At 41.1% G+C, this 18484-nt stretch carries 19 protein-coding genes; 8 read left to right on the top strand and 11 right to left on the bottom strand.

Annotated elements, in window-relative coordinates:
• Nucleotides 1-161: 161 nt before the first annotated feature.
• Entirely contained in the window at nucleotides 162-1136 is a 975-nt protein-coding gene (locus ACH3Z1_RS03605; RefSeq protein ID WP_490820484.1) for a deoxyhypusine synthase family protein, read from the top strand.
• Nucleotides 1137-1223: 87 nt separating this feature from the next.
• On the opposite strand, the gene ACH3Z1_RS03600 is transcribed toward ACH3Z1_RS03605, so the two are convergent.
• The 9 genes from ACH3Z1_RS03600 to ACH3Z1_RS03560 form a co-directional block, all read right to left on the bottom strand.
• Entirely contained in the window at nucleotides 1224-2732 is a 1509-nt protein-coding gene (locus ACH3Z1_RS03600; RefSeq protein ID WP_490820483.1) for a M28 family peptidase, read from the bottom strand.
• A 22-nt stretch (nucleotides 2733-2754) separates the two neighbouring features.
• The gene (gene rpiB, locus ACH3Z1_RS03595; protein ID WP_490820482.1) at nucleotides 2755-3210 is read right to left on the bottom strand and encodes a ribose 5-phosphate isomerase B; all 456 of its coding nucleotides are present in this window, start codon (nucleotides 3208-3210) and stop codon (nucleotides 2755-2757) included.
• Between the two features lie 238 nt (nucleotides 3211-3448).
• The gene (gene tatC, locus ACH3Z1_RS03590; protein ID WP_490820481.1) at nucleotides 3449-4303 is read right to left on the bottom strand and encodes a twin-arginine translocase subunit TatC; all 855 of its coding nucleotides are present in this window, start codon (nucleotides 4301-4303) and stop codon (nucleotides 3449-3451) included.
• 63 nt (nucleotides 4304-4366) lie between these two features.
• On the bottom strand, nucleotides 4367-4768 hold the full coding sequence (locus ACH3Z1_RS03585; RefSeq protein WP_490820480.1) for a nucleoside 2-deoxyribosyltransferase: 402 nt from the start codon (nucleotides 4766-4768) through the stop codon (nucleotides 4367-4369).
• The gene (locus tag ACH3Z1_RS03580; protein WP_490820479.1) at nucleotides 4768-6027 is read right to left on the bottom strand and encodes a hemolysin family protein; all 1260 of its coding nucleotides are present in this window, start codon (nucleotides 6025-6027) and stop codon (nucleotides 4768-4770) included. Before ACH3Z1_RS03580 ends, ACH3Z1_RS03585 begins: the two co-directional genes overlap by 1 nt.
• Nucleotides 6028-6266: 239 nt before the next feature.
• The gene (locus tag ACH3Z1_RS03575) at nucleotides 6267-7724 is read right to left on the bottom strand and encodes a DUF4097 family beta strand repeat-containing protein (RefSeq protein ID WP_490820478.1); all 1458 of its coding nucleotides are present in this window, start codon (nucleotides 7722-7724) and stop codon (nucleotides 6267-6269) included.
• A gap of 11 nt (nucleotides 7725-7735) precedes the next feature.
• A complete protein-coding gene (locus ACH3Z1_RS03570; protein WP_490820477.1) occupies nucleotides 7736-8458 on the bottom strand; it encodes a hypothetical protein in 723 nt (240 codons plus the stop codon).
• The gene (locus tag ACH3Z1_RS03565) at nucleotides 8451-8969 is read right to left on the bottom strand and encodes an RNA polymerase sigma factor (RefSeq protein ID WP_490820476.1); all 519 of its coding nucleotides are present in this window, start codon (nucleotides 8967-8969) and stop codon (nucleotides 8451-8453) included. Before ACH3Z1_RS03565 ends, ACH3Z1_RS03570 begins: the two co-directional genes overlap by 8 nt.
• Nucleotides 8970-9144: 175 nt before the next feature.
• Nucleotides 9145-10134 (bottom strand): potassium channel beta subunit family protein, encoded by a 990-nt coding sequence (locus ACH3Z1_RS03560; RefSeq protein WP_490820475.1) that lies wholly within the window; start codon nucleotides 10132-10134, stop codon nucleotides 9145-9147.
• A 113-nt stretch (nucleotides 10135-10247) separates the two neighbouring features.
• Here ACH3Z1_RS03560 and ACH3Z1_RS03555 point away from each other — a divergent pair, with 113 nt between their 5' ends.
• Together ACH3Z1_RS03555 and ACH3Z1_RS03550 are read left to right on the top strand one after the other, a co-directional pair.
• Nucleotides 10248-11624, top strand: a complete 1377-nt coding sequence (locus ACH3Z1_RS03555) for an aldehyde dehydrogenase (protein ID WP_490820474.1) — start codon at nucleotides 10248-10250, stop codon at nucleotides 11622-11624.
• Between the two features lie 15 nt (nucleotides 11625-11639).
• A complete protein-coding gene (locus ACH3Z1_RS03550) occupies nucleotides 11640-12317 on the top strand; it encodes a glutathione peroxidase (RefSeq protein ID WP_490820473.1) in 678 nt (225 codons plus the stop codon).
• Nucleotides 12318-12362: 45 nt separating this feature from the next.
• On the opposite strand, the gene dusB is transcribed toward ACH3Z1_RS03550, so the two are convergent.
• On the bottom strand, nucleotides 12363-13400 hold the full coding sequence (dusB, locus tag ACH3Z1_RS03545; protein ID WP_490821234.1) for a tRNA dihydrouridine synthase DusB: 1038 nt from the start codon (nucleotides 13398-13400) through the stop codon (nucleotides 12363-12365).
• 178 nt (nucleotides 13401-13578) lie between these two features.
• Here dusB and ACH3Z1_RS03540 point away from each other — a divergent pair, with 178 nt between their 5' ends.
• The 5 genes from ACH3Z1_RS03540 (at nucleotide 13579) to ACH3Z1_RS03520 (ending at nucleotide 17304) form a co-directional block, all read left to right on the top strand.
• Nucleotides 13579-14511: a CPBP family intramembrane glutamic endopeptidase gene (locus ACH3Z1_RS03540; protein ID WP_490820472.1), complete on the top strand. Its 933-nt coding sequence runs from the start codon at nucleotides 13579-13581 to the stop codon at nucleotides 14509-14511.
• Nucleotides 14504-14710, top strand: a complete 207-nt coding sequence (locus ACH3Z1_RS03535; RefSeq protein ID WP_490820471.1) for a putative signal transducing protein — start codon at nucleotides 14504-14506, stop codon at nucleotides 14708-14710. Before ACH3Z1_RS03540 ends, ACH3Z1_RS03535 begins: the two co-directional genes overlap by 8 nt.
• An 82-nt stretch (nucleotides 14711-14792) precedes the next feature.
• The gene (locus ACH3Z1_RS03530) at nucleotides 14793-15656 is read left to right on the top strand and encodes a phosphatidate cytidylyltransferase (protein WP_490820470.1); all 864 of its coding nucleotides are present in this window, start codon (nucleotides 14793-14795) and stop codon (nucleotides 15654-15656) included.
• Between the two features lie 55 nt (nucleotides 15657-15711).
• A complete protein-coding gene (locus ACH3Z1_RS03525) occupies nucleotides 15712-16371 on the top strand; it encodes a phosphatidylserine decarboxylase family protein (RefSeq protein ID WP_490820469.1) in 660 nt (219 codons plus the stop codon).
• A gap of 51 nt (nucleotides 16372-16422) precedes the next feature.
• Entirely contained in the window at nucleotides 16423-17304 is an 882-nt protein-coding gene (locus ACH3Z1_RS03520) for a flavin reductase family protein (protein ID WP_490820468.1), read from the top strand.
• Nucleotides 17305-17424: 120 nt separating this feature from the next.
• Here the strand turns inward: ACH3Z1_RS03520 and ACH3Z1_RS03515 are convergent, their stop codons facing one another.
• Entirely contained in the window at nucleotides 17425-18483 is a 1059-nt protein-coding gene (locus ACH3Z1_RS03515; RefSeq protein WP_490820467.1) for a glycosyltransferase family protein, read from the bottom strand.
• Nucleotide 18484: the final 1 nt, after the last annotated feature.

Genomic DNA, 18484 nt, shown 5'->3' with positions numbered 1-18484 from the left:
AAAAAAAGAGGTTAGAATCTTATTAAAGGATGGTGCTGCAAACGTTTGAAAATCTTACATATATACGCGAAAGCCGCAGCCTTAAAAGAATATGATACTTATTATGAATGGGTTAAAATGCCCTAAAAAAATTTACCTTTGCTGCCTTTAATCGAACAATTATGAACAAAGGCCCCGTTTCTCAATTTATTCAACACCATTATCGTCATTTTAATGCTGCGGCTTTAATAGATGCCGCCAAAGGTTATGAAACCCATTTGCTGGAAGGCGGAAAAATGCTGGTTAGTCTGGCAGGAGCTATGAGTACGGCTGAACTGGGAATCAGTCTGGCTGAGATGATTCGTCAGGATAAAGTGGCTATTATCAGTTGTACCGGAGCCAATCTGGAAGAAGATGTAATGAACCTGGTTGCACATAGTCATTATAAAAGAGTACCTAATTATCGTGATTTAACACCACAGGATGAATGGGATCTGTTAGAGAATCATTATAACCGTGTTACCGATACCTGCATACCGGAAGAAGAAGCGTTCCGTCGTTTACAGAAACACCTGGTAAAGCAATGGAAAGATGCAGAAGCAAAAGGTGAAAGATATTTTCCACATGAGTTTTTATACAAAACTGTTTTAAGTGGTGAACTGGAGCAATACTATGAAATTGATCCAAAGAATAGCTGGATCGTAGCTGCGGCGGAAAAAAACCTGCCCATTGTTGTACCAGGATGGGAAGACAGCACCACCGGCAATATTTTCGCGAGCTATGTAATCAAGAATGAACTGAAGGCAAGTACCGTAAAGAATGGTATTGAATATATGGTGTGGCTGGCAGACTGGTATCGCCAGAACAGTGCTGGTAAGGGTGTTGGTTTCTTCCAGATTGGTGGTGGTATTGCAGGCGATTTCCCCATTTGTGTAGTACCGATGATGTACCAGGATCTGGAATGGCATGATGTTCCTTTCTGGAGTTATTTCTGCCAGATCAGTGATTCTACTACTTCATATGGTTCCTATTCGGGTGCTGTTCCGAATGAAAAAATTACCTGGGGTAAATTAGATATTCATACACCAAAATATATTGTAGAGAGCGATGCCACCATTGTAGTGCCATTGATTTTTGCCTACTTGTTAGGTTGGTAAAAACGCTGTGATAACAGAGATTTACGCAGAGAGAAGGTATAAAAAAAGCCCCAACATTTTTTGTCGGGGCTTTTTTATGATGTCATTTTATCTAGGAGGCATGTTTAAGGGAATATCACGTTTTAACATGGTATCCTTATTGGCAATTACCCAGGCTGTGTGGTAAATAAGTTTTGCTCTTTTTTCCATCACATCAAAGTTAATCTTGTCAACAGTATCGGTAGGGCGATGGTAATCGCGGTGTGTACCGTTGAAATAGAAGATAACAGGAACGCCTTTGTTAGCAAAATTATAATGGTCGCTTCTGTAATAGAAACGGTTTGGATCTTTAGGATCATTGAACCTTCTGTCCAGTTCCATTTTGCTGTACTTATTGTTTACTTCATTGGTAATAGGTGTAAGATCACTGCTCAGTTTGTCATCACCAATTACATATACATAGTTCATAGAATCGCCTTTGTAAGTAGGGTCAATTCTTCCCACCATATCGATGTTGAGATCAACAGTAGTTTTTTCCAGCGGGAAGATGGGATGCTCTGAGTAATAGCGAGAGCCCAGTAATCCTTTTTCCTCACCAGATACATTCATGAATACCATGGTTCTGCGTGGACCATCTCCTTTTTTCTTAGCGGCAACAAATGCTTCAGCGATTTCCAGCACACTTACGGTGCCAGAACCATCATCATCAGCACCATAATAAATTTCGCCATTGATGACACCTTCATGATCGTAGTGGCTGGTAATGAATACATATTCATCAGCTTTATCTGTACCAGGTAAAACAGCGATTACATTGCTGCTTTCGAGTTCGTTTACTTTTTTGTCGGCATTGATTTTCAACTCCGAACGGTAAACCCCTTTATTCAGTTCACTCATTTGCTGAATAGTGAGTTTTGTAGTACGACCCAATAAAGCAGATGCAATTTCTTCCGAAATAGTAATTGATGAAGCCGGCTCAGTAGTTGGTTTCGTTAACGACATACCACCTCTGGTTTGGCTGGGTGTGGTTCTGGGGAAATTTTTAGATACGATTAAGATACCTGCAGCATTTTTACTTCTGGCTGCAGCCATTTTACCAAATGTAGATCCTGCACCAGTTCTTGCGATAACAGTGCTTCCCGGTGTACCTTCTAGTACCAATACAATTTTTCCTTTTACATCGAGGTTGGCATAATCGTTACGGGTAGAATCACTGATACCATAACCAGCAAATACTACTTCAGTGTACGAATTATTGCCTCCAGCTATTGCTGATACAGATGCTGAATAATCTTTATCGGCTGCAAACGGACGACCATTTACAGAGATTTTGCTGCTGACCAGTTCAAGCTGGTATAAAGGGTAATTGGCCTGGTAGCTGTTTCCATTACCGGGCTTTAATCCCATTCTTTTATACTCGGCTTCCAGGTAAGCAGCTGCTTTACGCTGTCCTTCCATGGCTGTTTCGCGACCCTCCATTTCTGGTCCGGCAACAATGGTGAGGTGTTTTTTCAGATCGCCCATAGTGATCGTTTTGGCATAAGTAGCCGGATCACCTTTTTGTGCGATACCCATTGTCGCAGACAACAGGAATGCAGATAGTACAATAATTCGCATAGTTATTAGTGGTGTTTAAAGATTATGAACAAGCAATTTTTCCAACACGTGTTGCATGACGACCGCCTTCAAAAGCAGTACTCATAAAAACTTCAATCATCTGTTGTGCCAGCGCCAATGCTACGAAACGGGCCGGGATACAAATGATATTTGCATCGTTGTGTAAGCGAATGAGAGAAGCAACATCATTCTGCCAGGCGAGTCCTGCACGCACCTTCTGGTGTTTGTTGGCCGTAATGGCTACACCATTGGCGCTACCACAGAACAAAATACCAAAAGCGGCTTCTCCATTTTCCACGCTGCTGGCAGTGGGATGGGCAAAATCAGGATAGTCTACAGAATCTAAAGAGGGCGCGCCAAAATCTTTCACCGTAAAACCTTTGCTGATGAGCCAGTTTTTTACGGCTTCTTTGTACTCAAAACCGGCATGGTCTGAGCCAATGGCAATAGGTTTCGACGCATCAAAAACATAATTCATGTGTGTGAATTGAGGGATGAAATTAAAGGATTAGGCCAAGAGCTGTATAAAAAATATATAAACGGGCTGGGTGGTTTCTTAAATTAAGTCTTTATGTAATGGCTGTGAGCTTTGGGCTATGACCAGTGAGCCTTTTCAAATTATGCTTAAGGAATTATTATTATTCACTCATAGCTCATAGCCCATAGCTCACAGCTAGCATATCAGGGATTGAAAAATGTAAAAAGGTCTAACGCATTTAGCTCCATTCTTCCTGGTCTCTTCTTTCCTGTTCTTTCGATACCCTGGCTGAGATAATGATACTCAGTTCATATAAGAAGAACAGCGGCAGGAATACAATCAACTGACTCATCCAGTCGGGACTTGGTGTAATGATAGCTGCTGCAATCAGTATAATCACCACTGCATATTTTCTGGTTCTGCGTAAATAGGAAGGAGTAATCAGTCCTATTTTGGTAAGCAGGTAGGCAAGTACGGGTAATTCAAAAGCAATACCACAACCAAGAATAAGGTTGGTAAGGTTATCGAGATAATCTGTAAGTGTAGGGCGCGTTACCAGTACACCTTTTGTGCCGAGTTGAAAACCGGCCAGAAAATTAAAAGTAAAAGGGCCCAGCAAAAAATAGCCAAAAGCCGCACCACAAAAGAAAAAGAAAGAAACCCAGAAAATGATGAAACGGGTATTTTTTAATTCTCTTTCCTTGAGCGCAGGTTTAATGAAGCGCCAGAATTCCCAGAAAATATAAGGGAAGGCGATGATGATACCACCTACTAGCGACATGGTAATACTACTCAGAAACTGACCGGCGAATGTAGTGGTTTGCATATCCACTTTAACGGGGGGCATACAAAGCACATCACCAAGATGGGCCCAGTGACTGAAATCGCAAAGCGCACGGTAACTGATAAAATCTGCATGAATAGGGCCGGTAATGATATAGTCAAAAACCCAGTCGCGGTAAATGAAAATGATGATACCGAAAATCAGGATGGCCAGAATAGAACGAATGATATGTTTTCTCAGTTCCTCAAGATGGTCTATAAAACTCATCTCTGCCTGTTCTGTTCCATTGTTTCTGTTAAATAAGCCCATGCCCGTCAAATGCTTTAGGAGTGGGCAAAGTTAGGGGGAAGAGCAACACGAAATATGGTCTTTTCAGATTGTCGCATGCAATTCTTTTTTTATTTGATCTGCAAGGTCCTCCGTATCCCGGTAAATAAAGCTTTTATCGGCTGCTCCGGCAAGTGTGGTGGAGTGAGGGGCTGTTTGCGGACGCAGATACCAAACCTGCTTACCTTTCCCTAAGGCATAACCCGCTTCAATTCCCACACCTATTGCTTTTTCAGAACATTCAGCAATGAGTAACGTGCAACGGTCAATTTCACCAAATGCCTGTTGCATCATTTCTTTCTCCTGATCGGGCGAAAACTCGAAATGGTCAACAAAGACAAATAATTCAATGCCATGGTTGTTCAAAACCTCTTTAAGGGTTTTTACAACGGAGTCAAGTGAAGTACGGAGAGCAAGACTGATGGCCAGATAGGCGCTTTGTTGCATCAGCGTAATATTTTCATCTTCACCGTATCGATCCTTGTTTCGCTTACGCTAAGGATGTCGAAACGATAATCATCAATGATAATGGTTTCCTTTTGGGTTGGAATGGATTCATGTTTCTGGATGATATAACCACTCAGTGTTTCAGAATCATTCTCTGGAAACTCAAGGTTGTATTTTTCTTTGAGATAGTCAAGCTCCAATCGACCACTCAAAATAAATTCATCTTCAGCCAATTGTTTTTCTACGAACTCTTCCACATCATATTCATCATGAATTTCACCAAAGATTTCTTCCAGTAAATCTTCCATCGTTACAATACCTGCTGTACCGCCAAATTCATCCACTACCCAGGCAATGCTTTTTCTTTCCTTGGTAAATTTATTGATTAGGTCCGCTGCACTCATACTTTCGGGTACGGCCAGTATGGGGTGGAGTATTTGCTGAATGGATGATGGCTTTTTGAACAGATCAGTCTGGTGTACATACCCCAGGATATTGTCGATATTTTCATCAAAGATCAGAAGTTTGCTGAGTTTTGTTTGTACAAAACGCTGGCGCAACCTTTCAATGGAAATGTCTTTATCTACTCCTTCAATTTCTGTTCTGGGTACCAGGCATTGTCTTATCTTAATCGTAGGGAGGCTCAATGCATTTTCAAACAATTCTGTATTCAGCTCCTGACTGTCTTCATCCTGTTCTTTGGTTTGCTGAAAGAAATGTTCAAGATCGACTTTGGTAAAAGCTTCTGTCTTGTCGTTCACTCGTACATTGAAAATATATTTCAATATCCACTGCGAAAGATTGACAAACAAGTTGGTGAGTGGTTCGAAAATGGTATGAAAGAATTTTGCTACTGGCGCAAAAAAACTGAGTAAGCTATCGTTTCTTGCCCTGAATATGGCTTTGGGTATGAACTCACCAAAAATCAATACAACAACAGCGGAGATGATGGTGTCGATGATGAGTTTGAGGTATTCGTTTTTAACATTCAGGGGGTTCCATGCAACGCCTTTCAGAAACTCGTCGAAAAGTAATCCGTAAACAACCAAAACGGTATTCAGACCAATAAGGCAGGTGCCAATAAATTTTGCCGGGTTTTCTACAAAATCAGATAAAATCAATCCGCTTTGTTTGCCTTGTTTTTTCTTTAACTCAATACTGAGCCGGTTGGCGCTCACAAAAGCAATTTCATAACCGGCAAAAAAGCCGATCAGTATGAGTGAGGCAACGATCCATACAATGGTATAGAGCTCTGTCATGGGAGAAAATTGTTCCTGCTAAGATAGGTCAAAAATGACCATAGATATGGCACATAGTCGATGGTCATTTTTATAAAAGGAAGTGCCCCGTAGAAACGGGGCACGAACCGATCGTTAACAACATGAGAAAATCGGCTGTGTGAGATATATAATGCACATGAAGAAACAAGCCATCGTTAAAAGTAGAAGAGCGGCCGGCAAGTGGCCGCTCTTCAGGGGTATATATAGGGCGTGATTGTTTATTTGAAATCAACCGTACAGTTCTGGCATTTCATATCGATCTTAATTCCTTTACCATCGCCACTTGTTCCGGTGAATTTTACAGGGGTGCTTGAACCGCTGCGGTTAAGGAATAATCCGGGTACAGTGGCGGTAGTAACTTTTCCTGTAACTGTCATGTGGCTGCTTTGTGCAGGGGCTGGAGTACCAGAAACACTACCTGACGTAACAGTAGTAGTACCGGTTCCCTGTGCAGGCTTAGTAGCAATATTCAGTGGTACGCTATGAAGGGTACCTGCGGTGGTGTTTTTTGAAAGCGCTTTGATATCTTCTTCGGTTACTTCAGCAGGCTTTTTTTCAAAATCGGCATATACGGTGCTATAACTCCCAAGGAAATCAACAGAATAATTTTTTATGTCGCGCAGGGGTATGCGGATATCAGCATAACGATTATCTACCTTAATGAATTTTACGGTACTCCCTACATTTCTTACTTTAATATCTGCATTACTACCGTCGAGTTCAAGAGAACCGGTTAAACGGGTGATGCGGAGGTTGCCATAGTTTTTACGGCCTGTAATTTCAGCAGCATCTTCTACTTCAAATTCATCGTTGGTGCTGATCATTTTTATTTTTTTGGCTGATGCCATTTCTATGGTGGCATATTTACTTTCAATATCAAGGTCATCGATACTGTTGGCAGTAAAACGTCCATTGGCAAACTCAATTTCAGCTTCTTTAATATCACGCACATTGGCATTGGAATATTTAGAACGCAGGCGTAGCTTATTCAGGTTTTCTGCTTCAAGATTGCCATTGGTAATATCTAATAATACATCACCTATACCGGCTGGTAACTGTACATCTGAAAATTTGGTTTCAATATCCAATTTACTTCCGGCAGGAACATAAATGGTGAGCATTCTTTTTTGCGCTTTCGCATTGTTGGTAGAGAGTGTGGTAACTTTTGTTGGGAAACCATTTACAACTACGGGTTCAAGAGAATAGCGAGTGGTGCCGAAAGAGCTATAACCAGAACCCATCCTTGAATTGTTGGATTTTATTTTAACGGATGTACCGAGTGTTTTCAGGCTGATGCCCATTCTTTCAAACCATTCTGCATCGGTAAGTGTGCTTTCTTTTTCGAAATAAGCAGTAGTTACAACTTTCACTTTTGGCTGATCCCATGTTTTTACCTGTATGGCGAGCGAACTGTTTTCGATATAAATTTCACCACCTTTTGGCATACTGATTTCCTGACTTATTTCTTTTGATTTCAGGTCTTCCTGTTTGATGTTCCTGGTTTCAAAAGCATAGCCATTCTGTGTTGATACAACTTCAACGGGAGAAGTTGAAATTACATTTGCTAACTGCAGGTTTCCTTGTCCGGAGCCATTGGTTGATGATTGTGCCAAACCAGCGGTAGCCAATAACAAACTCATTATAGAACCGGTAATTTTAATAGTGGTGAATCGCATATGTAGGGTATTTAGATGTTGATGAAATAAGTTTTAACGCTGTCAACCGGGCGACGTATCTGCTTAACACGGTTGTTGATTTTATTCATTTCGATTTGTAATTGTTTGAGTGTGGTAAGTTTTATCTGGTAGAGATTGACGAGTTGGTTCAGCAGATCATCCGTTAAACCACGTTTTACAATTTCTGCTTTTATAGCTTTCTCATCTTTCTCCAGCTGCCTGATCTGTATTTTGAAATCTGAAAAGTATTCAGCCGATTCAGCATACATTGGAATGGTACCAACTTTATTACGTTGGAGGTTGATGACCTGTTTAAAACTGTTTTCTACATTTTGTAAGGCGATCAGGTCGGCACGTTCAGGAATTGTTTTTTGTACTGGTATAGTTTTCTTTTCCCGCGTAACAGATGCCAATACTTTATTTGTTTCGGGATTGATTTCCGGAACTGGTATAACCGTTTCAGCAGGTTGTTCTGTCTCCCGTTGTTTAGGTTCCACCGTAGCCATTGACCCTTGTAAAATATTCTGCGCCTTGTCTTCTTTCAGAAGGCTCCAGGTTCCTATGCCTGCCAGTACCAGCACACAGGCTGCTACCGCCCAGCGGGTAATGGTTACCACGATGGCTGTTTTTTTCACCGGCTGCTGTACCTGAATACGTTCCCAAACCATGGGTGAGGGCTCGTCGCTATCCAGAGCTTCGCGGTTTTGTTGCAGGTATTTTTTTAACTCATCCATGTACCTGTATTTGTTTAATGATTCTTTCTTTTAATAATTGTCTGGCCCGATGGTATTGACTCTTACTCGTTGATTCTGATATACCGAGATGATTTGCAATGTCTTTATGACTGTAATCTTCCAGCACATATAAATTAAAAACCTGCCGACACCCATCGGGTAAGCTTTTGATTTCCTGATGCACCATTTTAATATCTACTGTTTGCCACCATTCGGGTTCTTCATTACTCAGGGTTTCATCCCATTGTTCATCCCATGTTGTCCAGTAAGTATTTTTTTTGCAGAAACGAATACATTCATTGACTACAATCCGTTTCAGCCATCCACCAAACTGGGCGGGTTCTTTGAGTTGTTTCAGGTTGCGGAACGCAATCATAAATGATTCCTGTAACAGGTCTTCTGCATCGCTCTGGTTGCCCGTCATACGGGTGCAGATATTGAACATCGCCTTACTATATTGCCGGTACAGCCAGGCCTGTGATGGTTGATCTCCCAGGCAGGCTTTTCTCACAACAGCCGTTTGTATGGTAGTTTCCTGTTCCAATGAATAGTTCCGGTATTAAGAGTCTTGAAGGTGAAAAAGGTTGGAAAGAAGGTATGATTTTTTTCTTTCGACAAATATCCGTCAATAAAAAAGCGGCAACCTCAACAGGTGTACCGCTTGTAACTAAATGTTATTCAGCTGTTTAGGCCAAATCCATCGTAGGTTTGTTTTGAAGTATGCCTTCAATGCTGTCCATTATGGTATCGGTAAGCAGTGGCAAAACCTGTAATGCTTTCAGGTTTTCTTCCAGTTGCTGTTTTTTGGTTGCACCCAGAATAGCGGTTGTTACATTCGGGTTTTTGATGGTCCAGGCAATGGCCAGTTCTGCCAGACTTACATTCATTTCCTCAGCCAGTACCACCAGTTTTTTGGCCTTTTCAATTTTTGCATCCTGCACCCAACGATCTTTTAACCAGTCGAAACCTTCAATAGCCAGCCTAGAATCTGCCGGGATGCCATTATTGTATTTTCCCGTTAAGAAACCTGCAGCCAGTGGACTCCAGATGGTAGTACCCAATCCTGCATTTTTAAATACAGGTAAATAATCCTGCTCCATTTTAAAACGCTCAAACATATTGTATTGCGGTTGCTCTACTGTTGGGCCAATCAAACCATATTGATGTGCCACCCTGTGTGCTTCCATAATTTCGGCGCCACTCCACTGGCTCGTACCCCAGTATAAAATTTTTCCCTGTTGTATGAGGTTATGCATGGTCCAAACCACTTCTTCTATGGGTACATTGGTATCGGGACGATGACAGAAATACAGATCAAGATAATCGAGTTGTAAACGTTGCAACGCTTCATGACAGGCTTCCATCAGGTGTTTGCGGCTGAGTCCGGTCTGGTTCGGTTTATTTTCTTTGCCCCTCCATCCGAAATAGGCTTTAGAAGAAACGGTATAAGAAGTACGGTCCCAGTTTTTCTTTTTCAGGATACGCCCCATCATTTTTTCACTCTCACCCAATGCATAAGCTTCTGCATTGTCGAAAAAATTAATGCCACTGTCGTATGCCAGCCCCATCAGCTCATCAGCAATGCTGTCATCAATCTGTTTGTGAAATGTAACCCAGCTTCCATAACTCAAAACACTTAACTGTAAACCGGTACGGCCCATTCTTCTGTATTCCATATGCTATATTTTATTGTTTGTGAGGAGAACTTTTTCAATTGAAAACTGAAACAGACATGCAATTTATTGAAAAAGAATCTTGCAGCTTTTATTGATTTACTTAACTTGTAAGTATGTCAAACGATCTGCTTACTTCCCTGAATGCTATGCGCAGTTATTTTGCCTCGGGCGCTACCCGAAGTTATGCTTTTCGAAAGCAACAATTACTGGCATTGAAAAAAGCAGTGACAGATCATGAGCAGGAAATTTACCACGCACTTTATGCCGATTTGAAAAAGAGCCCCGAAGAATCATGGATAACCGAAAACGGTTTTTTATTACATGAAATCAATCATAGCCTCAAATGGCTGGCTGCATGGATGGAACCTGAAAGGAAAAGTACCAACCTGTTAAATCTGCCCAGCAGTAGTTATACAGTGAGAGAACCATTGGGTGTAGTATTGATTATTGGCCCCTGGAATTATCCCTTGCAGTTACTTTTGATGCCACTGGTGGGTGCCATTGCTGCAGGTAATTGTGTGGTGCTGAAGCCCAGTGAGTTTGCGCCGGCAACTGCAGCTGTGATACAGAAAATAGCGGGAGCCATTTTCCCCAAAGAATATGTTTTGAATGTACCTGGTGATGGTGCCAATGTTATTCCAGGCATGATGAATCATTTTTCTTTTGACCATGTTTTTTATACGGGAAGCACATCGGTTGGCAGGATTATTTACAAAATGGCGGCAGAACGACTTGTGCCGGTTACACTGGAGTTGGGAGGGAAAAGTCCCTGTGTGGTTACGGCAGAAGCCAATATAAAAGTGGCCGCCAATCGTATTGTCATCACCAAGTTTTCAAATGCCGGACAAATGTGTGTGGCACCTGATTATATACTGGTTCATACATCAGTTAAAGAAAAACTGGTAGAGGAACTGAAGAAAAAAATTCTTCAGTTTTTTACAGAACAACCGGTCAATAGTGATGAGTATGGAAAAATAATCAATGAAAAACAGTTTAACCGTTTATTGTCGTACCTCAACAGCGGAACCATTATTCATGGCGGTGATCATGATATAAACCGCTTATATATCTCGCCAACATTACTAGATCATGTTGCTGTTGGCAGTACAATCATGCAGGAAGAAATTTTTGGTCCTATATTACCAGTCATTGGTTACGAGACAGCAGAAGAAGCATTGGCTATTATCAATCGTAATCCTAATCCATTGGCTTTTTATGTTTTTTCATCGGATGATAAAGAAGCAAAACAATGGGTAGAAATGGTTCCATCGGGAGCAGCCTGTATTAACAACGCAAGCTGGCATGTAACCAATCATCATTTACCTTTTGGTGGCAGAGGTTTTAGTGGAACAGGCCGTTATCATGGTAAATATTCATTTGATACATTCAGTCATGAGAAAGCTGTTCTCAAAACACCTACCTGGTTCGATCCGGCCATGAAATATCCGCCTTTCAAAGGGAAGCTGAAACTGTTTAAAAAATTTATATAGCAACAGCAATATAACATGCGTAAAAACCTGCTCATACGAAAACTAATCATTGCATTTCTTGTTATACTGATGGTAGCTTTATTACTTAAAAGAAAAGATATGACCTGGCGACAATCACTTCTAAAAACATTCTATCCCATCATTATGCTGCCAGGTAAATTGTTTGGCGGATCATCAAAAGGATTAATCAATCAAAAACAAATGCAACCAACCAGTTCTTTATATCAATTACAGGTTACCCTTAATAATGGCGCCACTCTTTCGCTGGAAACACTGAAGGGAAAGAAACTGTTGCTGGTAAATACAGCAAGCGATTGTGGTTATACGGGTCAATATGCAGAATTGGAGGCTTTATATAAGCAATACAAAGACAATGGCCTGGTGATCATTGGTTTTCCAGCCAACGATTTTAAGCAGCAGGAACAGCGAGATGATGCTGCCATTGCAGAATTCTGTAAAATAAATTATGGTGTTACATTTTTGCTGGCCCAAAAGAGTAGTGTTATTAAGGGTGCAGATCAGCATCCGGTATTTAAGTGGCTGAGTAATGCTTCACAGAATGGTTGGAACGAGCAGGAACCTACCTGGAATTTCTGTAAATATATCGTGAATGAAAACGGTGTGCTTGAAGCTTTTTTTCCGCAAGGGGTTTCGCCGTTGGATCAATCATTAATCAAATATATTAAACCATAATCTGCGAATCTGCGGCTATCGTTTTGCCGCAGATTCGCAGATTATTTAAAGAGGGCAGTTTTCATGGTAGTTCACCAATTCAATCGCCTGCCGTTCCATCACAAAATCTTTATAGTTAACAGCCACTTCATCCAATACCCCTTCCACTTCTTCCATGGTTTTTAAAGTAACCAGCCTGTTGCGATAGTCTTTTATACCAGGTAAACCTTTGAGGTAATTGGCATAGTGCCTGCGCATTTCATTGATACCAACAATAGGTCCTTTCCATTCAATAGATTTACGAAGATGCTGACGACAAACATTCACCCTTTCTTCTACAGTTGGTGCCGATAACAGCTCGCCGGTTTGTACAAAATGTTTGATCTCCCTGAAAATCCATGGATAACCAATGGCAGCACGGCCAATCATAATACCGTCTACACCATATTTATTTTTATAGGCCACCGCTTTTTGCGGACTGTCAATATCACCATTCCCAAAAATGGGAATATGAATGCGTGGGTTATTTTTTACTTTGGCAATCAGTGTCCAGTCGGCTTCACCTTTATACATCTGCGCACGGGTACGGCCATGTATACTTAATGCTTTGATACCCACATCCTGTAAACGTTCTGCAACTTCTTCAATATTCTTGCTGTTATCATCCCAGCCCAGCCTGGTTTTAACGGTTACGGGTAAGCGAGTCGATTTTACAACGGCATCGGTAAGCCTCACCATCAGATCAAGGTCTTTTAATACACCTGCACCCGCACCCTTGCCTGCAACTTTTTTTACAGGGCAGCCGAAATTAATATCTAACAGATCAGGATTGGTTACATCTACAATTTTAGCGGCCATGGCCAGACTTTCTTCATCTCCTCCAAATATCTGGATACCAATCGGTCGCTCATAGTCGAAAATATCGAGCTTTCTCCTGCTTTTGATGGCATCACGAATCAAGCCTTCGCTGCTGATGAATTCGGTGTACATGAGATCGGCCCCGTTTTCTTTACACACTATACGGAATGGCGGATCACTCACATCTTCCATGGGTGCGAGTAAAAGCGGGAAATCGGGAAGTTCTATCGTATCAATTTTTACCATGACGCAACATTCTATTCTTTTCTCTGTTTCTTTGCCGGAGCTGTTCATGTCCGAAACCTGTCTTGATATACAGAAGGCTATTTACCCGTTTAACCGGGATTTAATATATGACCCGATACCCTTATCTTAGACACCGGCCCGAACAGGCTGCAAATTTACAAGCTTATTCTTCAACCACATGAATCAGAAGGCAGAGATTAGTTACCCGGTCCAGTTTTTATTGTTAATTGGGCTGGTTGGAGTAGGAATGATTATCGGATCATTGGTAATGGCTGGAGTGGGTGCCAGTCTGCTAGATGTACCTCTCTTAAAAGTGCCTGATGCCATGAATAAACCTGAAAATGCCAATATTTCCAGGTTCCTGAATACGCTGGCAACATTGTTGGCATTTTTTCTTCCAGCAGTCGTATTTGCAAAAATTGTCAACCGTCGTCCCCCGCTTCAATATCTCGGTTTTAACCTGAAAATGAACGGTAAACAAGTCATACTGGTAATACTTATAACGTTTGCGGGAATGATTTTAAGCGGTGCTCTTGGAATGTTGAACCAGGATATTCCTTTGTCTGATGAATGGCTCAAAAAAGCAAAAGAACTGGAACAAGCTTATAAAAATGTTATGCTGAATATGGCATATATGCGAAACGCAAGCGATTTTTTACTGGCTATACTGGTGATGGCACTTGCTCCTGCTATTTTTGAAGAAGTATTGTTTCGCGGGGCATTTCAGCAAGTATTTATTCGATGGACAAAAAATGCATGGATTGGTATTATTATCACCAGTATTTTATTCAGTGCCATACATTTTTCCTATTTCGGCTTCCTGCCAAGAATAGCACTGGGTATGATATTGGGGCTCATTTTTTACTATACCAATAATCTCTGGTTAAGCATATTGCAGCATTTTCTCAACAATGCATTTATTGTTGCACAATTATATATTGTACAATCGAGGGGCAAGTCTGTAGAAGAAGCCATGGATGAAACCATGCCTGTATGGTGGGGGCTTATCGGACTGGCCTTACTGATTCTGCTCTTTAAACAACTATATAAACAAAAGCCTGCAATACCTTCGCACATTACGTCACCTGTACCCGAAACTGAGCATGAGTAACTGGCAAAAAATATTTTCCACCCGTGTTTACGCCGAAGCAGCTATCATACAGGGTATGCTGGAAGAAAACCAGATACCTGTTCAAGTATTGAATAAGCAGGACAGTAGCTACCCCATGTTTGGTGATATACAAATTTTTGTTCCTGCCCACCTGCAACTGGCAGCCAGCGAACTGATTAATAAGGCTTTGCTGAATTAGTGAGTAGTCAATACTGGGTAAAGAAAAAACAACACTCACTACTCACTAATTCACCATTCACCATTCTTCTTATCTTCACATCATGGCTTTTAACTTTCAAACCTTTCGTACCCGTGCTTTAACGGCCATTGTATTTGTAGTAGTGATGCTGGGTGGATTATTGTGGAATCAATGGAGTTTTCTTTTGTTGTTTTCGGTGATACATGTTGGTTGTTGGATTGAATACATATCACTGATCGGAAAAATTAATTCAAGGTACCAGAGCATTTCACCAATACATAAGGCAGGGGCCATTATTGCCGGGCTGGGATTTATGTTTTGGATGACAGATGATCAATACAGCATCGGAAATGTTTTTTTGCGAGAAGTGGGAGGCTGGATAGTAGTAATATCATTGGCAGGCCTAATACTCATAAAACTCATCAAAGCACGCATGCCCGACTGGAAAATCATTGGTTATACAGTTGGTGGATTGCTCTATATCTCGCTGTCATGGGGTTTGCAGACAGACCTTTATAATGAAATCACTTCACCCCAATTCGCCAACAGTGGTTGGTTATTACCCATACTTATCATCGCTACCATCTGGATCAATGATACCATGGCATATATTGTTGGATCGTTTATAGGTAAAACACCTTTCTCATCTATTTCCCCCAAAAAAACCTGGGAAGGAACAATAGGAGGCGCCATACTGGCTGTATTGGCTGTTACACTTGTGGCTGTGTACTGGTTGGAGCTTGATATCACTCAAATGATCATCATTACCGTAACAGCTGCAGTAATGGGTACACTTGGCGATCTGTTTGAAAGTAAACTGAAAAGAATGGCTGGTGTGAAAGACAGTGGAAATTTTATGCCCGGACACGGCGGTTTTTTAGACAGGTTTGATTCTTTGTTACTGGCCACACCCTATGTATGGTTACTGCTTTTTTTACTTCGTTAATAAACAGACGAAATTTTGCAGCATTCGTTTACCTTTGTTGCTTAATTCTAAACTCATGACCATTCATCGTGAAGGTTACCAGACGATTGGCATCAGTGCTTTAATTTTTGGGGTACTGAATGTTGCATCATTTACTTTTTTTAGCGCATCAATTCCCTGGCTGGCCATCAGCATTTTTATTATTACGCTGGGACTTTTGTTATTCCTGATTTCTTTCTTTCGCATACCCAATCGCGTGCATACACTCGATGATAAGAAACTCATTTGTCCTGCAGATGGAAAAGTAGTGGTGATTGAGGAAATAGTAGATGAAGAATACTTCAAAGATAAAAGAATACAGGTAAGTATTTTTATGAGTCCGGCGAACGTACACGTAAACCGTAACCCCATGAGTGGTGAAGTGGTGTACAATCAATACCATAAAGGCAAGTACCTGGTAGCATGGCATCCCAAGTCTTCTACCGAAAATGAAAGGTGGAGTGTAGCTGTGAAAAATAATTACGGAACCATTCTTTACAAGCAAATAGCGGGAGCCCTGGCTAAACGAATCTGTAATTATACCACTGTTGGTCAGCAGGTAAAACAATGCGATGAATATGGTTTTATCAAATTCGGTAGCCGAGTAGATATCTTATTGCCTGTTGGCACTAAAATAGAGGTGAGCATGAACCAGGTGGTGAAAGGCGGCGTTACCGTATTGGCAAGCTGGGAGTAAATTTTGTAAACAATCCAGAGACTTCACAGATTTTTTTGTTAAGCCCATTTCATGAAAACGATAGACATCAGCTCCTTACCTGTCATGGAAAAACAACAATGGCTGCAACATGCTATTGCCCCACGTCCTGTATGTTTTGCCAGTACCATTGATAAAGCGGGAAATGTAAACCTGAGTCCGTTTAGTTTTTTTAACTTGTTCTCATCCAATCCGCCCATTGTCATTTTTTCACCAGCAAGAAGAGGGCGCGATAATACCACTAAACATACACTTGAGAATGTACTTGAAATACCTGAATGTGTCATCAATATTGTTGATTACGATATGGTACAACAAGTGAGTCTGTCGAGCTGTGAATTCCCGAAAGGCGTTAATGAATTTATTAAAGCCGGTTTTACCAGTGAGCCTGCTACAAGGATAAGCCCTCCTATGGTAAAAGAAGCTAAGATTAAGCTGGAGTGTAAAGTAAATGAAGTAAAAAGCCTGGGAGAAAATGGTGGTGCCGGACAACTGGTTATTGCGGAAGTATTATGTATGCATGTGGATGAAAGTATTCTGGGTGAAGATGGAAAAATTGATCAACAAAAAATACAACTGGTTGCAAGACTGGGTGGTGACTGGTATTGTAAAGTAAGCCCTGATAATTTATTCAAAGTGCCCAAACCCAATACACAACTGGGTATTGGAGTTGATCAGTTGCCGGATAGTATTCGAAACAGTACTATTTTAACAGGCAACCACCTGGGCATGCTGGCCAATGTTCATGTATTGCCCGATATTGATGCTTCTTTTGCAGACGACAGGGTAAAAAATATTTTCCAGTATTATGCAGTAAGTCCATCTGAAATGGAAAACGAACTACATAAATATGCCGCAGCATTGCTGAATGAAAATAAAGTAGATAAAGCCTGGCAGGTACTCCTCTGTTTATAATTCTACTAAACGACTTCTTCTTAACTCCCCTTCTCCCTTTTTCTTTGTGAAAACACTTGGAACCTTTTTGGTTACCTATAGTAAAGATGTATTAACAGGAAGAAAGGAAGAGCGGGAGATTTATGTTGATGTTATCTCTTTCTGATAAGAGAACAGGTCGGGAAATAATTCCCCTTCGGTCTTTTCCTTAAAAGACCTTCCGGTTTCTATGGCTTTTTGAACAATATCGTAGGTGCTGTGTGATAGTGTTAAGGGCTTCACAGCACTGTTGGCTAACCAGCTTTCTACCTGTAAAGAGAAGTCCATTGTTATTTTATCGATTACAGTTACATTAAAATCTTTTAAAGCGGCTGCATTGCACAACTGTTCATACTGGCCTCGTATGGGTAAACAAAGTAATTGTTTGCCTAGATACAAAGCTTCAGCAGGTGTTTCGAACCCGGCACCGGTAATAATACCATGCGCATTGATCATGCTTTGCGTAAATGCATTGTTACTGATAGGTATCAATGTAACATTGGCTCTTATTTCCTGCTGATTTACTTTTTTTGAAAATACTTCAAACCGAACACCCCGTATTTTATGCAGGGCCCGCAATACCACTTCATCACTGTAATGGGAAAGGTACACGGTTACATGGCCATTATTTTCTGGGCTAGCTTTCAGGATATCTTCTTTGATAACAGGCGAATAGATAAAATCGGCATACTGTTTAAAATGTAGTCCGATATAGGCGGAAGCTGTTGCATACCGTTTCAACACCAGTTCACCCGCAAAATCTTTCTTGGCACTTCTCGGTGTATGCTTACTTTGAAAACTCGCCTGGTGGCCAAAGCCAATACTGGGTATTTTTTTAAGTGAACAGGCAATAGCAGTAATACTATCGAAATCATTCAGTACGATATCATATTGCTCAACGGGTAATGCTTTTGCCTCTTCCCAGATTCTTTTCAGACTCAATTCCTTCCACATGCGCCAATAATCGAGGCCACCTGTATTGCCATAAAACAGGCTCAAGCCATTGCTTCTGTATTTTACGGGCAGGTTTGGCTGCAGGTTGCTGTTACTGCCACTCAGAAAAACATCTACCTGCCCGTATTGCTGCAGGTAAGGCATGAGTTCCATGGCGCGGCTGATATGTCCATTACCTGTTGCCTGTACTGCATATAATATTTTCATG

The sequence above is a fragment of the Sediminibacterium sp. FW305-C-49 genome (assembly GCF_058231085.1).
Note: the sequence above shows the minus strand (reverse complement) of the source record. Positions and strands in the feature narration are given on the sequence as shown.